Raw genomic sequence first — 18638 nt, forward strand, 5'->3', positions numbered from 1 at the left:
GTCTGACCCTGGCGGACGGAGCCGCTCAGAAGATGTCCCGCTCGTCGATGCCCGCTCCCCGCAGCTGGTCACGGAAGCGGGTGAAGCGTTGGTCCCGCCCTGCGCGCAGCTCCTCCAGGGGGAGGTCGCAGCCGAGTTCCGTGAGGAGGGCGGTGAACTGCTGGTCGGATCTGATGGCGTGCGCGGCCTCCGTACCGAAGCGGAGTTCCTTCTCGGCGAACTTGCGGGTCATGTCCATACTCGCGTGGTAGGCGCGGTAGGGCCGGGTCCGCGACGAGAACTGGAGGTTCTCCGGGTACTCGGTGCCGTCGAGGTAGTACGTGAGGAACATACCGTCGTCGAACATCTCGCACCGGAAGAACGGCAGGTCACGGTGGAGGTAGGCGGTGGTCGGCAGCGATGTGCGCAAGTCGTGCAGGGCGGTCAGCGAGACGAAGACGCTCGTCTGCAGCTCCTTGATCTTCCGGGCGATCAGCTCCGCCCCTGCGGCCCCTCCCCGCTCGCGCAGCCGCATCGTCACATGGGCCCGCAGACACTCCTCGGCGCGCGGGTCGATGACACAGAGCCTGATCTGGTCCAGTCGGCGAAACGCCCGCTTCTCGCTGCCGAGAGCCAGCCGGAACGTCGCGAACTCGGCGGCGCCCCCTTTGCTGTCATAGCGCGTCGACGCCTCCAGCAACCCCTGGAACGCTTCCCGGAAGGCCCGCTTCGGCACGTCGGCCGACTCGAAGACTCCGCTGGGAAGGGAGGCCTCGAACCGCTCCTGGAACTGGGAGTGGGCGACGTCGATCGCGTATCCGGCGAGTTCCTGGGCCTGGAGCCGCTGCCGGATCGGGTCGAGGAACAGCGAGACCATGACGTAGATCAGGACCGAGGCGATCACCGATTCGCCGATGGCCGCCAGGGCCGCCGACCACTGGTCGTCCAGGTCGAACAGCGGGCCCCAGAGGGTGAGCACCACGCCCACCGCCGTGGCCACGAGCATGACCACGGTCGCCCATAACCGGGCGTACTGGGCGAATATGCGGACGCCGTCGGTGCCGCCCGGAGCGGGAAGGGTCATGCCGTGAGCCTTTCTGCCACGAGTTCGAGGAGATCGGCGATCTCGTCGGTCGCGAGGCGGCTGATCGCCGTCCCGTGGCGCCCCTCACGCTGCTCCCCGACGGGCACGACCGTGGTCGTCCGCGTGAGGTCGCGGCCCTGCAGCACCACCGTGATCACCGGGTGCCCGGCCCCCGGATCGGCGCGGTGCAGGACACGGTGGTCGAGGGCGTAGGTCCGACCCGGCTCGTACCGGACCGTGCGGAGGGCATCGAGCGTCCCGGCGCCGTCAGGAGTCAGCAGGTAGGCGCCGGTGTCGTCGCGCGACAGCCGGTGCACGGGGGTCCGGCCGCGGCCCCGGTCGAGGGTGAAGCGCGTCTCGGTGAGTTCGCCGGAGACGATGTGGGAGGCGAAGTCCCAGCGGTGGTCGTGCACATCGGACGGGGGGACGACACGGTCCCAGACATGGACCCGCAGCGCCCAGGCGTCGGCGCCCGGGGAGAGCAGCTTCATCTTGTAGAAGCCGTTCGGATGCCAGTAGCACACCGTGTCGGAGAGCGACGCCCTCTCCTTCACCGAGGCGAGCAGATGCTCGCGGAGCCGGCCGCTTTCGCAGACGGTCGCGAGGGTCGGTCGCAGATCCCCCGATCCCGATACCGCAGAGTCGATGAACCCGAGCAAATCGGTCATGGTCGGCATGCTACTGCCGGCCCTGCCGTTCGACGCCGGGTCACTGCGGGACCGTTCACGAGCATGCGCCCCCTCGGCATCCCGTCGGATGCCGGAACGATGCCCATCCCTCGCGCGGCCAACCGCGTCGAGCCGCGGGGAGCGCGTCGCGGCGGCCTGCTCCTGGGGCTCGTCAGCCGCCGGGGCGGCTCACCACTTGCCGGGCTCGTAGTCCTTGAGGAAGACGCCGTACACGTCCTCGCCCGCCTCGCCGCGGACCACCGGGTCGTAGACGCGGGCGGCGCCGTCGATCAGGTCGAGGGGGGCGTGGAAGCCCTCCTCGGCGAGGCGCAGCTTGTCGTAGTGCGGGCGTTCGTCGGTGATCCAGCCGGTGTCGACCGAGGTCATGAGGATGCCGTCGGACTGGAACATCTCCTGGGCGCTGGTCCGCGTCACCATGTTCATCGCGGCCTTGGCGGCGTTGGTGTTCGGGTGGCCCGCGCCCTTGTAGCCGCGGCCGAAGACGCCTTCCATCGCCGAGACGTTGACGACGTAGGAGCGGCCGCTCGACGCCTTCTTCGCGGCGTCGGACATGGCCGGACGCAAGGCGCTGATCAGGATGAACGGGGCCGTGTAGTTGCACAGCTGGGTCTCGAGGAGCTCCACCGGGGAGATCTGCTCGATGGTCTGCACCCAGGTGTTGGAGTCGACGACGTCGGGGACGAGGCCGCCCGCGTCGATGGCGGTGCCGTCCAGGTGCCGGGCGACGCTGGCGTTGCCCGCGACGAGCGCGAGGTCGGCGACCTGCTGCGCGTCGAGGCCGCTGGTGCCGAGGGGCAGCGCGGCGATGCCGTCGACCGCGCCGGAGTTGAACGCGCCGATGACGGAGTGGGCGGGCAGTTCACCGGCGGGCAGCGGCGCGCCCTCGCCGTCGACGAGCGCGGCGTAGGCGGAGGGCAGCCGGCGCACGGTCTGCGTCGCGTTGTTGATGAGGATGTCGAGCGGGCCCTGGGCGGAGACCTGCTCGGCGAGCGCGACGGCCTGGGCGGGGTCGCGCAGGTCGATGCCGACGACCTCCAGGCGGTGCAGCCAGTCCGCCGAGTCGTCCATCGCCTTGAAGCGGCGGATGGCGTCCTTGGGGAAGCGGGTGGTGATGGTGGTGTGCGCGCCGTCACGCAGGAGGCGCAGCGCGATGTACATGCCGATCTTGGCGCGGCCGCCGGTGAGCAGGGCCCGCTTGCCGGTGAGGTCGGCGCGGGCCTCGCGCTTGTCCCGGTTCACGCGGGCGCAGTCCGGGCAGAGCTGGTGGTAGAAGTAGTCGACCTCGACGTAGCGGGCCTTGCAGGTGTAGCAGGAGCGCGGGCGCTGGAGTATCCCGGCGAGCCGGCCCTCGCCGGTCCGCGACGAGGGCAGCAGCCCCTCGGTCTCGTCGTCGATGCGCTGCGCGGAGCCGGTCGCGGTCGCCTCGGTGACGGCCTTGTCGTGGGCGGTCTTGGCGGCGCGGCGCTCCTGGCGGCGGCGCTGCTTCACGGTCCGGTAGACGCCGGCGGTGGCGCGCCGGACCGCGATGGCGTCGGGGTGGTCGACATCGATCGTGTCGAGCTCGTCCAGCACGCTGAGGCAGACGGCGAGCCGCTCGGGGTCGATGCCCGGCCCGTGGGGCACCCCGGAGGAGTCCGGGGCCACCGGGGCCTGGTTGTCGTCTGTCACCGTCATCGCCGCTGCCGTTCCTGAGGTCTGCCGCGTCGCGCGCGATCCGCGCGAGCTTTCGAAAGCGGAATTTTACGGAGCGGCGGCCCCAGTCGCCAAACCCGTTGTGATCATGGAGCGCAGGCGGCGAGCAGCGCACCCAGTTCGTCGGTCACCGCGCGGGCCAGCGCGTCGAGGTCGGGGACGGCCCGGGCGTCGGCGACGAGACCGTAGTGGACGCGGCCCCGGTACGTGGAGACGGCCACGGCGAGCGACTGTCCCTGGGCGAGCGGGGCGAGCGGGAAGACCTCGGTGAGCGGGCAGCCGCCGAGCCGCAGGCCCAGGCTGGGCAGCGGCACGCTGGTGACGAGCAGATCGAACAGCAGCCGCGCGTTCCGCCCGACGAGGGAGCCGCCGAGCCGGTGCCCGAGCGCCGGGACGTGGTCGGCGAGGAGCGCGACGGCGCCCGCTCCCCGGTTCGGTCCCCGGTCCTTGCTCCGGTTCATGGCGGCCCGCACGACGCGCAGCCGCTCCACCGGGTCGGCCTCGGCGACGGGCAGCCGCACGAGGTAGCCGGAGAGCCGGTTGCCCTGCGGGTGGGCGGTGCGCGGGCGGCGCCGCGAGACGGGGATCAGGGCGCGCGGCTCGACGCCCTCGCTGCCGTCGCCGCGCTCGTCGAGCCAGCGCCGCACGGCCCCGGCGACGATCGCGATGAGGACGTCGTTGACGGTGCCGCCGACGGTCTTGCGGATCCGGTGCACGTCGTCCAGGTCGAGGACGACGCCCGCGGTGCGCCGTGCGCCGCTCGCCCGGGAGGCCAGCGCGGGCGAGGTGCGCACGCCCCAGGTGGCGCGCGCCACGGAGGCGCCGATCGCGGCGGCCTGGGTGGCGCCGCTCACCAGGGAGCGCACGTGGTCGGGGTAGCGCCGCGGGTCGAGGTCGCCGAGGGTGATCTCCCGCAGCCCCGGGACGGGGAGGCGCGGTCCGCGGGGCGGCGCCGGCCGGTCCTTCGGCGCTCGCGCGGCGGGCAGGTCCATGGGGTCCATGACGGCGGCGGCCAGGGTCAGCGCGCGCAGTCCGTCGGCGAGGGCGTGGTGGAACTTGAACAGCACGGCGAACGACGCCCCGTCCGCGGCGGGCAGCACGTGCGCCTCCCAGGGTGGCCGGGTCCGGTCCAGGGGGCGTTCCATGAGCGCGCCGGCGGCGGCGTGGAAGTCCGCCGCGGGCGCGGCGAGCCGCACGTGGTCGAGCGGGTCGAACGCGGTGGCGGAGACCCGGGCGGCGCCGCCGACGGGTATGAGCATCCCGGCTATCCGCATCCGCAGCCCCGGGACCCCGGCGGCGCGGGCGGCGAGCAGCTCGTACGCGTGCTGGGCGGCGCCGGGTCCGTCGGCCTGGAAGACGCCCAACGCGCCCAGGTGCATGGGGTGTTCCGGTGTCTCGATGTTCCAGAACGCAAGGTCGAGGGGGGCGAGCAGGTCCGAGCTCTGGGAGGTCATGGAGTGCTCTCGCGTCGACGACGGGGGGAGACAGTGCGGTCGGGGAAGGGCACAGTCAATCGCCTGCGGTCGATTACGGTCAAGTACGATCTAGGCACGTTGAGTTAACACCTGATGAAGACCCGCCTCTCCGGGAGAGGCGGGTCTCGTGTGACGCAAGGGCACTGTTCAATACGTCACTTCAGCGCCGGCGGCGCCGCGTCGGCCCCGGTCCCCCACCGCGAGGGCTCGCCGCCCACCGTGAAGGACAGGTTCCGCAGCCCGCGCAGATCCTCCGTCGTCAGATACGTCTTGCCGTACGCGGCGCCGTCCGTCCGCGCCGACTGGATGTACCGGTCGGCGTCCGACGTGCCGGGCGCCTTCACGGTCAGCTTCCCCCGCGGGTAGTAGCGGCGGTCCAGCGTGAGGTCGACCCGCTCGAAGACGGGCGTCGACAGGCCCCAGGTGTCGGTGCCGGGCTGCACCGGGAAGATGCCGATGGACGACAGGACGTTCCAGGCGGACATCGTGCCCAGGTCGTCGTTGCCGGTCATGCCCGTCGGGGCGTCGGTGAAGAGGGTCAGCGCGGCGTGCACCACGTCGGTGGTCTTCCACGGCTGCCCGGTCGAGAGGTAGGTGTACGGGGCGATCAGATCGGGCTCGTTCTGCGGGTTGTACTTGTCCGCGTTGTAGTAGTCGTACGGACCGTTGACCCACACCTCGCGGGCGGTCTTCGCGGGGTCGGCGACCAGCTGGTCGTAGGCGAAGAAGGAGTCGAGGCGCTTGTTCGCCGCGTCCGTGCCGCCGATCAGACCGACCATGCCGGGCAGGTCCTGCGGCACGAGCCACTGGTACTGCCAGGACGTGCCCTCGTGGAACCCTTCGCTCCGCGCGGGGTCGGCCGGCCCGGTGAAGGCGCCGGAGGCGTCGCGGGCGCGGAAGAACCCGGTCGAGGCGTCGAAGATCTTCCGGTAGTTCTGCGCCCGCTCGGCGTACCGCTTCGCGTCGGCCTTGTGGCCGAGCTCCTTGGCCATCTGGCCGAGCATGGCGTCGGAGAGCGCGTACTCCAGGGTGGCCGAGGCACCGTGGTCGTAGTCCGAGTCACCGGGCTTCACGTGCGCCCGGTCCTTGATGTACGGCGCGAACCCGTCGGCCAGGTACTCCTTGTTGGCCTCGCGGCCCACCGGGGCGGAGTCGGTCGGCGGCACGCCGTCGGCGTTCTTCTTCAGCGCGCGGTAGGCGTCCTCCTCATGCCCCTTCAACAGCCCCTGCTGATAGGCGTTGGTGAGGAACGGGGTCACGGGGTCGCCGGTCATGATGTTGGTCTCGACCGTGCCGTAGCCCCACTTGGGCAGCCAGCCGCTGTCCTTGTCGATCTGGATGACCGACAGTGCCATGTCCCGCGACTCATGCGGCGCGAGCAGCGACAGGAGCTGCGCCTGGGTGCGGTAGGTGTCCCACAGGGACCAGTTCTGGTAGTAGGTGAAGCCGTCGGCGCGGTGGGTCTTCTGGTCCCAGCCGGTGTAGCGCCCGTCGACGTCGCTGCCGATGTTCGGCGCGAGGAACGAGCGGTACAGCGAGGAGTAGAAGGTGCGCCGCAGGGTCTCGCCGCCGCCCTGGGCGCGCACGTCGCCGAGCCGGTCCTCCCACGCGGCCGTCGCGGCGCGGTGCACCTTGTCGAAGGAACGGCCACCCTCCGCGCGGAGGTTGAGGTCCGCGCCCTTGGCGTCGACGTAGGAGATCGCGGTGGTCGCCTCGACGGTGCGGTCCTTGCTGGTGTCGAAGCGCACGTAGGCGCCGTTGCGTTCGGCGTCCGCGGCCGAGGTCTTCGAGCCGGCCGTGACCGTGTCGCCCTTCCAGGTGCCGGACGTGGTGAAGGGGCGGTCGAACTTCGTGACCGTGTAGAGCGTGTACGCCTTGGTGTCCTGGCAGAAACCGCTGCCGGTGATGGCGGTGCGCACGGTGTGGTCGTCGAGGATCTCGACCTTGGTGTGCAGGCTCTTGTGGAGCGACTGGCCCGCGTTGATCAGGACGTTGGCCTTGTCCGTGGCCGGGAAGGTGTAGCGCTGGACGCCGGTGCGCTTCGTGGCGCTCAGCTCGGCGTCGATGCCCGTCCTCAGCCCGACCTTGTAGTAGCCGGGTGAGGCCGTCTCGTCGTCGTGGCTGAACTCGGCGGCGTACTTCGCGTTGTCGGTACTGGTGATGTCCCCGGTCGTCGGCAGCACCGGCAGGTCGCCGCCGAGGCCGCAGCCGACGCCGGAGATGTGGACCGTGGAGAAGCCGCGGATGTGGTTCTCGGAGTAGTCGTAGCCGGTGTTGTGCCCGGTGTCCGGCGAGAACTGCACCATGCCGAAGGGCACGGCGGCGCCCGGGTAGGTGTTGCCCTCGTTCTCGGTGCCGATGAACGGGTTGACCAGATCGGTCAGCCGGTCCTTCGCGGGGGCGGCCGCCTGCGCCACCGGTGCCGCGAGCCCCGTGCCGAACAGCACGGCCGCTCCGAGCACGCCCAGCGCCCGGCGGGTGCTTCTGCCCATCGTCGGCCTTCTCCTCGTACGGGTCGTACGCCTTGTCATCGTGCGCCTTTCGACAACGTTGTCAGGGAGCGCGCTCATTCTTCGTGCGTCCCGATGGCCCGTCAAGACGTCAGACGCCACAGATGGTCCTCCGTCCCGTTGTCGGCGAACTGCACCACTTGGGCACTGTTCGCCGTGGACATCCCGTCCACGCCGAGCACCTTGCCGCTGTGTTCGTTGCGCAGCAGGAACCACCCGTCGCCCTTGTCCACCCGGGTCCACAGCAGGTCCGGCCGCCCGTCGTCCGCGTACTGGACCACCCAGGCGCTGTCGGCGGTGGAACTCCCCCGCACGGACAGGTACTTGCCGCTCTGACCGTTGCGGATACGCAGCTTGCCGCCGCCCGCGTCGAGCAGCTGCCAGGCGTGGTCACCGGTGCCGGAGTTGTCGAACTGCACGACCCGCGCGTCATCCGCGGTGGACATGGAGTCGACGGCGAGGACCTTGCCGCTGTGCTTGTTCTGGACGCGCCGGTACGGGGGCTCCGGCGTCCAGGGGGCGCCGTCGGGGCCCACCGTGGGGAAGGACGTGATGCGCAGGCGCGCCGCGCCCATGGGCACCAGCGTGACTGTCTCGACGCCCGCCCTGCTGCGGGCCGGGCTGGGCTGAAGCGGCGCCACGACGTGTTCGTCGTCCGCGATCCACTCGGGCAGCCGCCGGGCCCGCGCGGCGAGCGTGACGGGGGTGCCGTCGAGGGTGAACGGGTTGGCGGGCAGCGGCCCGGGCCTCCGTCGCAGAGCGGGCGAACTGCCGGGTACGAGGCCGTAGTTCCAGGTGGAGGCTGCTTGCACGTCGTACTCGGGGAAGGTGTCGTCGCCGCCGGTGCGGACGTACTTCTCGGTGATCTTCAACGAGTAGGTGAGCGGCCCATGGTCGACGCTGACGCTGTCGTGGTTGCCGCTCCAGGTGCGCAGGGTGGTGCGCTGGGGCAGGCGCAGGGTGACGCGGTCGCCGTCGCGCCAGGTGCGGCGGATCTCGGCGAAGGACGGCCCCGGATTCGCGTTCACCGTACGGCCGTTGACGGCGAGGCGCGGCCGGTCGCACCAGCCGGGTACGCGCAGTCGCAGCGGGAAGTCGACGGGCCGCTCCACGTGCACGGTCAGCGTGATCGTCTCGTCGAACGGGTAGTCCGTCTCCTCCCGTACGGTCACGGGGACGGCGTCGGCGCCCACCTCGGCCCGCACTTCGCAGGCCGCGTACAGGGCGGCGGCGAGCCCGCCGTCCGGGGTGGCCAGCCAGAGTTCCTCGGTGAAGTAGGGCCAGCCCATGCCGTAGTTGTGCGGGCAGCAGCGGTACTGGTCGACGCCCGGCCGGAAGGACTGCATGGCGAAGCCGTTCTGGAACTGCCCCTGTGTCTTGCGGGAGTTGTCGAGGCTCACGCTGTTGGCGCTGGTGATGTAGTGGGTGCCCTTGCCCTGCGGGTCGAGGGAGGCGGGCAGCATGTTGAAGGCGAGGTCCTCGCAGCGGTCGGCCCACACCGGGTCGCCGGTGATGCGGGTCAGCAGCTCGTGGCTGGTCATGAACTCGACGATGCCGCAGGTCTCGAAGCCCTGGCGCGGGTCGCCGAAGCCGGGCCTGACGTTCTCGTCCCCGGCGATGCCACCGCCGGGGAACTGGCCGTATTCGCGCAGGACTTCGTCGTACGTCCGGTACGTCGCCCGCACCAGGTCGGCGGCGCCACCGGTCGCCCACTGGGCGTACTGGGCGGGTTCGCGGAAGCCCTGGGCGATGTTCACGTTGTGCGGGGTGGGCAGTGCGCCGGTCCAGTCGGCACCGTAGTGGTGCATCTTCTCGACGAGGCTGGTCAGGAACGCGTCGCCGGTGCGGTCGTACAGCCAGCGCGCGGTGTCGATGCCGTCGCCCCAGCGCACGGAGACCCAGCTGCTGTCGAAGGCGCCCTTGCCCTGCGCCTCCATGTAGCGCAGGAAGCGGGTGAGGAACGGCACGATGCGCGCGTCGTGGGTGTACTCCTCGTAGGTGCGCAGGGCCATGAGGAGCGGCAGGAACGGCCAGAAGTCGGGGCCGCCGTTGAGCGAGGTGCGCAGGGCGCGCGGGCCGAAGAACCCGTCGGGATCCTGCGTGGCGAGGATGGCGTCGATCCAGCGCTGGCTGGTGGCGAGCGCGTCGGCGTCCCGGGTGGCGATCGCGAGTGGCACGAACCCCCGTAGCCAGTAGGGGACTTCTTCCCAGCCGCTCAGTTCTGGATGGACCCAGCCGCTGGTGTCCATCGAGAGGAAGTGGGACTTCTCCTCGTAGCGGCCGCAGAGCCCCGCGAGCTGGAGCCTGAGCTGTTCGACGAGCCAGCCGCGGGCGGTGATGCTACCGACGGGGAGGCGGGTGAAGGCGTCGGGGGCGATCCCGGCTCGGGCGGCGGTCGCGGCGGCCGGGGCCGCGCTCGCGCTCGCGGTGCCGCCGCTGCTGCCGAGCACCGCGGCGGCGGCCACGGTGCCGGTCTGGAGCACGCCACGTCGTGTCACGGTCATCAACTTGCTCCCTCACGTAGGTGGTTGGAGCCGATGAGAAGGGGGCGGGCCCGGTGTACGGGCCCGCCCCCGGGGACGTCAGGGATCAGACGCAGTTCTGCACGGTCGCCTGGGAGGCGTCCTTGATCAGCGCCTCCTGGGCGTCGTGCACCCGCTTCACGTCCGGCTTGACGACCCTGCGGTCGTAGGTGATGAGCCCGTTCAGCTCACCTTCCACGTCGGAGATCTGCGTGTAGACGGCGCCGTTGCCGCCCTTGCAGGCCAGCGCGTGCACCTCGTCGAGCTTGGTGAGGTAGTCGTCCGTGTACGTCGCCGGGTCCACGTCGACGTAGGACTGCTGGACCGACCAGGCGTGTCCTGGTACCGCCAGGCCGAGGCCGCCGTACTCGCCCGCGACCAGGGCCCGCTTGCCGTCGGGGTGCGGTGGCAGCGCCGGGCTGGGATAGCCGTGTTCGTCGAGGATGTCGCCGGTGCCGCCGTCACGGCCCAGGTTGATGCCGGACATCGAGTTGACCAGGCGTGTCGGGTCCCAGGACTTGGCCTGGTCGGCGAGGCGCGCCTCGCCGTACTGGCCCCAGCCCTCGTTGAGAGTGACCCACATGATGACCGACGGGTGGTTGGCGTGCTGGTCGATCATGATCTTCATCTCGCGCTCGAACTCGGCGCGGGCCGCGGTGGACGGGTTCACCCCGGCCGTCATCGCCGGCATGTCCTGCCAGACGAGGAGGCCCAGCTTGTCGGCCCAGTAGAACCAGCGGTCGGGTTCGACCTTGATGTGCTTGCGGACGGAGTTGAAGCCCATCTGCTTGTGCATCTTCAGGTCGTACGCGAGCGCCTCGTCGCTGGGCGCGGTGTGCAGGCCGTCCGGCCAGAAGCCCTGGTCGAGGGTGGCCATCATGAAGGTGGGCTTGCCGTTGAGGACGGTGCGCGGGGTGCCGTTCACCTGCTCGACGGCGATCGAGCGCATCCCGAAGTAGCTGCCGACGCGGTCCTTGCCGACGCTCACCTTGAGGTCGTAGAGGAACGGGTCGTCCGGGGTCCACAGGTGCGGCTTGTCGATCTTGAGGGTGAGCGGTTTGCCGGAGACGCCGGTGACGCTGCCGACCTTGCGCTTGCCCGCGTACGCCGTGGCGGTGACCGGCAGGCCGGCCTTCACGCCCGTGGTCTCGACGGCGAGCTTGCCGTTCTTGACGTCCGGCGTCAGCTTCAGGTCGGTGACGCTGTCCTTGGCGACCGGCTCCATCCAGACCGTCTGCCAGATGCCGGACGACGGGGTGTACCAGATGCCGCTCGGGTCCAGGCGCTGCTTGCCCATCGGCGGGTTCTCACCGTTCGCCGCGTCGGTCGGGTCGTAGACGCCGACGATCAGCTCCTGGGTGCGGCCCGGCTTCAGCGCGTCGGTGATGTCGGCGCTGAACTTGTCGTAGCCGCCCTTGTGGTCCGCGACCTTCTTGCCGTTGACGTAGACCTCGGACTTCCAGTCGACGGCGCCGAAGTTCAGCCGGAGCCGCTCGCCCTTGCCGACCTTCCAGTCCTTGGGGACCGTGAACGTGCGGCGGTACCACATACGGTCCTCGTGCCGCTCGATCCCGGAGAGCTGGGACTCGACCGGGTAGGGCACGAGGATCTTCTCGCCGAGCTTCTTGCCGGTCGGCACCGCGTCGCCGTCCTTGGCGGCGGCGAACTCCCAACTCCCGTTCAGGTTCTGCCAGTCGGAGCGGGTCAGCTGCGGCCGCGGGTACTCGCGGTGCGCGTTCTTGGGGGTGACGTCGTCGCCCCACTTGGTGGACAGCTGGTGCGTGGAGTGGTTCGGCCCGCTGGACCAGAACGAGCCGACGGCCGTGCCGTCGCTGCCGACCAGGCCACCCTTGCCGTCGTAGTTCACGTCCGCGAGGCCCGGCGCGTCACCGTCCTTGTTGCCGACGACGGGCTCCGCCAGGCCCACAAGGAGCGCCCGCGGGTCCTTCGGGTCGGCCTCGACGCTCTTCAGCGGCCACTTGGCGCCGCCGATCACCGCCGTGAGGTGGTCGTTGACCTCACTCGGCACGGCGGAGAGCTTCTGGGCGAAGTCGAGCTTGAGCGTGCGGCCGTCGCCGAGCACGGTGGTGCCGATCGCGCCGTCGTACGCCCAGTCGTCGGGGACCCGGAACGCGGAGGAGGGGATCGCCTCCTTCTGCTCGCCCGGCTCCGTCCAGCGCACGTGCAGGTTGGACCCGCCGTAGTGCTCGAAGTACTCGACCTTGAAGTTGACCGCCTGACCCGCGGTCAACTGAACGGCCTGGGAAGTCTGTTCCTTGTCCCAGTCGTCGACCCAGTGGTCGACCACCAGCTGGTCGTCGACCCAGAGCCGGAAACCGTTGTCCCCGGTGATGGAAAACGTTGTCAGACCGGTCTTCTCCGGTACCAGTTCTCCGGTCCAGCGGACGTTCGCGTCGTCGCCACTGCCGGTCGCCGACTGGAGCCGGGAGTCCAGGCTGCCGAAGTCGATCTGCGGATCGAACCCGGTGGCCTTCAACTCGTCGAAGTCGAAGGCTCCCGGGGCGGATTGGGTGTAGTACTCGCCCTTGAGCCCATGCGGCACGACCGGCTCGTCCGCGGCCGTGGCGGACGGTGCCACGGTGAGTGCGGTGAGACCGAGTGCCGCGGTGAGCAGCGGGGCCAGATGTCGGCCAAGTCGTCTGAGGGTTCTGGTGCGCACGGATCCTCCAGTGCCGGACGCGTCCTGTGGAACACGTCGAGGAAGGGTGGCGGCTCGCCGCTCTAGTCGGTACAACTCGTCTGTACAACGTTGGAAGGAACGGCAGTTGGCATGACAGCACGCCATCCGGCGCGCTGTCCAGGGGCATGACACGCGCACCCCGTGAGCGGGCGCGCCGGGCCGAAGGAGATTCCGTGCGGGTGAGCCTCAAGGATGTCGCGGAGCGCGCGGGCGTCTCGATCAAGACCGTCTCGAACGTCGTGAACAATTACCAGCACGTCACGCCCGCCATGCGCGCCCGCGTCCAGCTCGCCATCGACGAGCTCGGCTACCGCCCGAACCTCACCGCCCGCCACCTGCGCAAAGGGCGCACGGGGATCATCGCGCTCGCCGTCCCGGAGCTGGGCAACCCGTACTTCGCGGAGCTCGCCGGCGCGGTGATCGACGCGGCCGCCGAGCACGATGTCACGGTGCTGCTCGACCACACCCGGGGCGAGCGCGAGCAGGAGGTCCTGGTCAGTCAGGGTTTCCGGGCCCGGGTGATCGACGGGCTGATCCTCAGTCCGCTGGAGCTGGAGGCGGAGGACCTGCGCGGCCGGGACGACGATGTGCCGCTGGTGCTGCTCGGCGAGCGCGAGTACGACGTGCCCTACGACCACATCGCCATCGACAACGTCTCCGCCGCCCGCACCGCCGTACGCCATCTGCTCGGGCGGGGCCGCACCCGGATCGCGTATCTGGGCGAGCGCACCGATTCGGCCAATCAGCCCGCGCATCTTCGACTGGCGGGCTGGCGTGCGGAGTTGCTCGAAGCGGGGCTGCCCGCGCCGGACACGCAGGTGGGGGCGACCGGCGGCTGGGACCGGGGCGACGGGGCCGAGGCGATGGCGCGGATGCTGGACTCGGGGGTGCGCCCCGACGCCGTGTTCGCCTACAACGACCTGGTCGCGATCGGTGCGATGCGGGTGCTGCACGAGCGGGGTCTTCGGGTGCCGTGGGACGTGGCGGTGGTCGGTTTCGACGACATCGCGGAGGGCCGGTTCGGGGCGGTCACGCTGACCACGATCTCGCCGGACAAGCAGGCCATCGCCCGGCTCGCGGTGGAGTCGCTGCTGCACCGTCTGGCGCGTCCCGAGGAGCGTTCGGGGCGTGAACTGACCGCCGCGTACCGGCTGATCGAGCGGGAGAGCACCCTCGGCCGCCGCTGACCGTCCGGGCGGCTGCGGGCCGGGTACGCGGGCACGAGTAGCTGCGCGGGGCCTTTACAGCCTCCTTCCAACGATGTAAAAACCTCCCCTGTACCGCCGTTCCGACCGGTCGAACACATCCACCCCGTCAGCGCGTTCACGCGCCGGGCCGTGCCGTTTTGGGGACCACCACATGACGCAGACCGCACTTCCTCGTCGCAGCCGTACCTCCGCCCGGGCCCTGCTCGCCGCCGGCCTCGTCGCGGGCCTCGCGCTCGCCACCGGATGCGCCAAGTCCGAGGACGACAGCTCCGATTCCGACCAGGGGAGTTCAGCAGCGCAGGATGCGAACGCCGGTCAGGAGGTGGCCTCCCCCGGCACCGGCGACACCTGCGACATCTCCGCGTTCGGCGGCAAGAAGCTCGACCTGAAGGGCGCCACGGTCGGGTTCTCGCAGTCCGAGAAGGAAGCCAACCCGTTCCGCATCGCGGAGACGGCCTCCCTGAAGGCAGAGGCACAGAAGCGCGGGGTCAAACTGCTCACGGCCAACGCCCAGTCGCAGTTCTCCAAGCAGATCAGCGACGTCCAGGACCTCATCGCCAAGGGCGCGGACCTGCTGGTGATCGCCCCGCTCAACTCCGACGGCTGGGAGCCCGTGCTGCGCGCGGCAGGCGCCAAGCACATCCCGATCGTCACCGTCGACCGCAAGATCAACGCGACGGCCTGCAAGGACTACGTCTCGTTCATCGGCTCGGACTTCGTGGAGCAGGGCAAGCGCGCCGCCGACCAGATGATCGAGGCCACCGGCGGCAAGGGCACCCTCGCGATCCTGCTCGGCGCCGCGGGCAACAACGTGACCACCGAGCGCACCAAGGGCTTCGAGGACCGGATCAAGGAGAAGGCACCCGAGCTGAAGGTCGTCTTCAAGCAGACCGGCGAGTTCGCCCGCGAGAAGGGCCAGCAGGTCACCGAGCAGCTCATCCAGTCCAAGCCCGACATCACCGGCGTCTACGCCGAGAACGACGAGATGGGCCTGGGCGCCGTCAACGCGCTCAAGAGCGCGGGCAAGAAGGCCGGCGCCGTCAAGATCGTCACGGTCGACGGCACCCGCAACGCGGTGCAGGGCATCGTCGACGGCTGGATCTCCGGCGTCATCGAGTCCAACCCGCGCTTCGGCCCGCTCGCCTTCCAGACCCTGGACTCCTTCACCCAGGGCGACAAGGTCGGCCAGGACATCGTCATCAAGGACAGCGCCTACACCGGTGACAACGCCAAGACGGACCTGAACAAGGCGTACTGACATGTTGTCGGCGAAGAATCTCAGCAAGACGTTCCCCGGCGTGCGCGCCCTCGACGGAGTCGACTTCACCGCGCGCGCCGGGGAGGTGCACGCCCTCATCGGGGAGAACGGCGCGGGCAAGTCCACGCTCATCAAGGTGCTCACCGGCGTGTACCGGCCCGACCCCGCCACCGAGGCCGACACGGACGCCGGCACGCTCACCTACGACGGCCGGCAGGTCGACTTCGCCACCCCGCTCGAAGCGCAGCACGCGGGGATCTCCACGATCTACCAGGAGGTCAACCTCGTCCCCCTGATGAGCGTGGCCCGCAATCTGTTCCTGGGCCGCGAGCCGCGCGGCAGGCTCGGCCTGATCGACTTCCGGCGGATGAACCGGGAGGCGGACGCGGCCCTGCGCGAGCTGGGCGTCCGCGTGGACGTGCAGCGGCCGCTGCGTGAACTGGGCATCGGCGCCCAGCAGATGGTGGCCCTGGCCCGCGCGGTCTCGGTCGACGCGAAGGTCGTCATCATGGACGAGCCGACGTCGTCCCTGGAGCCGCGCGAGGTGCGGACGCTCTTCGGCGTGATCCGCATGCTGCGCGAGCGCGGCATCGCCGTCGTCTACGTCAGCCACCGCCTCGACGAGCTGTACGAGGTGTGCGACGCGGTCACCGTGCTGCGTGACGGCAAGGTCGTGCACACGGGACGGCTGGCCGACCTCGACCGGCTGCGCCTGGTCTCGCTCATGCTGGGCCGCGACATCGGCGACGTACAGGACGAGGGCCTCACCAAGTTCTCCGGCGAGCACGACGCGGCCTCCGAACCCATCCTGCGCGCGCAGGGCCTGACGGTACGTCACCAGTTGCACGGGGTCTCGCTCGACGTGCGGCCCGGGGAGGTCGTCGGCCTCGGCGGACTCCTCGGATCGGGGCGCAGCGAGACCGCGAAGGCGATCGCGGGCGCGCTGCCCACGGACGGCGGGCGGGTCACGGTGGCCGGCGCCGCGGTGCGTACGGGTTCCACGCCCGCGGCGATCCGCGCCGGCATCAGCCTGCTGCCCGAGGACCGCAAGGCGGAGGGGATCGTGCCGGGTCTCTCGGTGCGCGAGAACATCGCGCTCGCCGCGCTGCCTGGCCTCTCCCGCTTCGGGCTCGTCGACGAGGCGCGCATCGACCGCGTCGTCGACACGTTCGTGAAGCGGCTGCGCATCAAGTCCGCGGGGACCCACCAGAAAGTGGGCGAGCTGTCGGGCGGCAACCAGCAGAAGGTGCTGCTCGCCCGCTGGCTCGCGATGAACCCCAAGGTGCTGCTGCTCGACGAACCGACGCGCGGTATCGACGTGGGCGCGAAGGCCGAGGTCCAGAAGCTCATCGACGAACTGGCCGACGACGGCCTCGCCGTGCTGCTGATCTCCTCGGACCCGGAGGAGCTGATCGAGGGTTCGGACCGGGTCGTCGTCCTCAAGGACGGCGCGGTGGTCGCCGAGCTCACCGGTGACGCGGTCACGGAGGACCGACTGATGCGCGCCATCGCCGCGACTCCCGTAGGAGGGCCGTCCGTTGACTGACCTGTCGCTGGGCAGGGCCGGCGTCGACCGCGCCCGGCTGCTGCGCCTGCTCCAGGAGTACGGCGTCTATCTCGGCGTCGCCGTCCTGCTGGTGGCGAACATCGCCTTCACCCCGCACTTCCTGTCGGCCGAGAACTTCCGTACGCAGGCCGTGCAGGTCGCGCCGGTGCTCATCGTCGCCCTGGGCATGGCGCTGGCGATCGGCACCGAGGGCGTCGACCTGTCGGTCGGCTCCGTGATGGCGCTCGCCACCTCGCTGGTCTCCCTCTACCTCGGCTACGGGGTGTGGGTCGCGCTGATCGCCGCGCTGATCGGCGGCGCCCTCGTCGGTGTCGCGAACGGGGCGCTGATCGCGTTCATCGGCGTCCAGCCCATCGTCGCCACGCTGGCGCTGATGGTCGCGGGCCGGGGCCTCGCCCTGGTCCTGCTGCCGCAGCTCAAGGACGTCCGCGACCCGGGCCTGCGCTCACTGGGCACCGGCGACCTGCTCGGCGTCCCCTACCTCGTACTGATCGCGGCGGCGCTCGCGCTGCTCGTCGCGTTCGTGGTGCGGCGCACCACGTTCGGCCGCCAGCTCCTCGCGATCGGCGACAGCCGTCCGGCCGCGAAGCTCGCGGGGCTCCCGGTGCGCCGCGTGCTGATCCTCGTCTACGTCGTCTCGGGTCTGCTGGCCGCGACGGCCGGTGTCCTTGCGACCGCCCGCCTGACCGCGAGCGACCCGACGTCGCTCGGCAACCTGATGGAACTCTCCGCGATCACCGCGGTCGTGGTCGGCGGCACCCCGCTCACCGGCGGCCGGGTACGCATCGGCGGCACGGTCGCCGGCGCGGTCCTCATCCAACTGCTCACGGCCACGCTCATCAAGCACGACCTGCCGCCGTCGTGGACGCAGATCGCCCAGGCCGTGGTGATCGTGCTCGCCGTCTACGCGGCCAGGGAACGGGGGAAGCGATGACGATGACAGACGTCGAAGCGGCACAGCCCGCCGAGGCCGCGCACGAGGAGGCGCTCGGCGCGACGCGCGCGGAGCGGCTGAGCGCATTCGCCCAGCAGCACGGCGCGCTGGTCACGCTGGTGATCGCGGTGATCGCCGCCTCACTCTCCTTCGACACGTTCCTGACCGGCGACAACCTGGAGAACATGGCGCTGTCGTCGGCGTTCCTCGCGATCGTGGCGCTCGGCATGACGTTCGTGATTGTGACGGGCGGCATCGACCTGTCGGTCGGTTCGCTGTTCGCGCTCGGCGGGGTGCTCGCGGCCTGGGGGTCGCGGTACGGGACGGTGGTGGCGCTGCTGCTGCCGCTGGCGGTCTGCGGTCTGATCGGGCTCGTCAACGGGTTGCTGATCGCCCGCTCCCGGCTCGCCCCGTTCATCGTGACCCTTGCGGCGATGCTCGGCGCGCGCGGCATCCTCCTCGCGATCACCGACGAGGGCTCGAAGACGTACCTCGTCGACAAGTCGACGGTCTTCGCCTCGCTCGGCCAGAACAAGCTGTTCGGCGTCGGCCTGCCGGTCTGGATCACCCTCGCGCTCTTCGTGCTCGGCGCGGTGGTGCTGCGGCGTACCCGCTTCGGGCAGTACGTGTACGCGGTCGGCGGCAACGAGGACGCGGCGGCCCTGATGGGCGCGCCGGTGGCCCGCACGAAGATCGGCGTCTACACCCTGTCCGGTCTGTGCGCGGGCCTGGCCGGTGCGCTGAACGCGGCCTGGCTGGTGTCGGGCGTGACGATCCTCGGCTCCGGCATGGAGCTGGAGGCGATCTCGGCGGTCGTCATCGGCGGCACCCTGCTGACGGGCGGTTTCGGGTTCATCAGCGGTTCGCTGGTGGGCGTGCTCCTCCTCAAGGTCATCCAGAACGTGATCAACCAGATCGGTTCGCTGGACTCGGCCTACCAGCAGGTGGTCAGCGGGGCGTTCCTCGCGGTCGTGGTGATCGCGCAAACCTGGCTGGGACGGCGGCGCCGGGTGCTGTGA

Annotated in this window: 12 protein-coding genes; 5 read left to right on the top strand and 7 right to left on the bottom strand. The window is 70.5% G+C overall.

Annotated elements, in window-relative coordinates:
* Positions 1-25: 25 nt before the first annotated feature.
* The 7 genes from ACZ45E_RS02390 to ACZ45E_RS02420 all read right to left on the bottom strand — a co-directional run bounded on the left by ACZ45E_RS02390 (position 26) and on the right by ACZ45E_RS02420 (position 12631).
* Positions 26-1063: a hypothetical protein gene (locus ACZ45E_RS02390; protein WP_468215457.1), complete on the bottom strand. Its 1038-nt coding sequence runs from the start codon at positions 1061-1063 to the stop codon at positions 26-28.
* A complete protein-coding gene (locus ACZ45E_RS02395; RefSeq protein ID WP_468215459.1) occupies positions 1060-1731 on the bottom strand; it encodes a hypothetical protein in 672 nt (223 codons plus the stop codon). Before ACZ45E_RS02395 ends, ACZ45E_RS02390 begins: the two co-directional genes overlap by 4 nt.
* A gap of 189 nt (positions 1732-1920) precedes the next feature.
* The gene (locus ACZ45E_RS02400; protein WP_468215460.1) at positions 1921-3426 is read right to left on the bottom strand and encodes an SDR family NAD(P)-dependent oxidoreductase; all 1506 of its coding nucleotides are present in this window, start codon (positions 3424-3426) and stop codon (positions 1921-1923) included.
* Positions 3427-3530: 104 nt separating this feature from the next.
* A complete protein-coding gene (locus ACZ45E_RS02405) occupies positions 3531-4898 on the bottom strand; it encodes a wax ester/triacylglycerol synthase family O-acyltransferase (RefSeq protein ID WP_468215462.1) in 1368 nt (455 codons plus the stop codon).
* A 176-nt stretch (positions 4899-5074) separates the two neighbouring features.
* Positions 5075-7411, bottom strand: coding sequence for a GH92 family glycosyl hydrolase (locus ACZ45E_RS02410; RefSeq protein WP_468215463.1), 2337 nt, complete (start codon positions 7409-7411; stop codon positions 5075-5077).
* 101 nt (positions 7412-7512) lie between these two features.
* On the bottom strand, positions 7513-9933 hold the full coding sequence (locus ACZ45E_RS02415; protein WP_468215465.1) for an RICIN domain-containing protein: 2421 nt from the start codon (positions 9931-9933) through the stop codon (positions 7513-7515).
* Positions 9934-10018: 85 nt separating this feature from the next.
* Positions 10019-12631: a PA14 domain-containing protein gene (locus ACZ45E_RS02420; protein WP_468215467.1), complete on the bottom strand. Its 2613-nt coding sequence runs from the start codon at positions 12629-12631 to the stop codon at positions 10019-10021.
* A gap of 194 nt (positions 12632-12825) precedes the next feature.
* On the opposite strand from ACZ45E_RS02420, the gene ACZ45E_RS02425 reads away from it, so the two are divergent.
* From ACZ45E_RS02425 to ACZ45E_RS02445, 5 genes are all read left to right on the top strand, one after another.
* Positions 12826-13839 carry a LacI family DNA-binding transcriptional regulator gene (locus tag ACZ45E_RS02425; RefSeq protein WP_468215468.1) on the top strand — a complete coding sequence of 338 codons (1014 nt, stop codon included), beginning with the start codon at positions 12826-12828 and terminating at the stop codon, positions 13837-13839.
* 172 nt (positions 13840-14011) lie between these two features.
* A complete protein-coding gene (locus ACZ45E_RS02430; protein ID WP_468215470.1) occupies positions 14012-15118 on the top strand; it encodes an ABC transporter substrate-binding protein in 1107 nt (368 codons plus the stop codon).
* A gap of 1 nt (position 15119) precedes the next feature.
* Positions 15120-16664: a sugar ABC transporter ATP-binding protein gene (locus tag ACZ45E_RS02435; RefSeq protein WP_468215472.1), complete on the top strand. Its 1545-nt coding sequence runs from the start codon at positions 15120-15122 to the stop codon at positions 16662-16664.
* The gene (locus ACZ45E_RS02440) at positions 16657-17619 is read left to right on the top strand and encodes an ABC transporter permease (protein WP_468215474.1); all 963 of its coding nucleotides are present in this window, start codon (positions 16657-16659) and stop codon (positions 17617-17619) included. The genes ACZ45E_RS02435 and ACZ45E_RS02440 overlap by 8 nt, the downstream gene beginning before the upstream one ends.
* Positions 17620-17621: 2 nt before the next feature.
* Positions 17622-18638: an ABC transporter permease gene (locus tag ACZ45E_RS02445; protein WP_468216022.1), complete on the top strand. Its 1017-nt coding sequence runs from the start codon at positions 17622-17624 to the stop codon at positions 18636-18638.

The sequence above is a fragment of the Streptomyces sp. NPDC030991 genome (assembly GCF_055571235.1).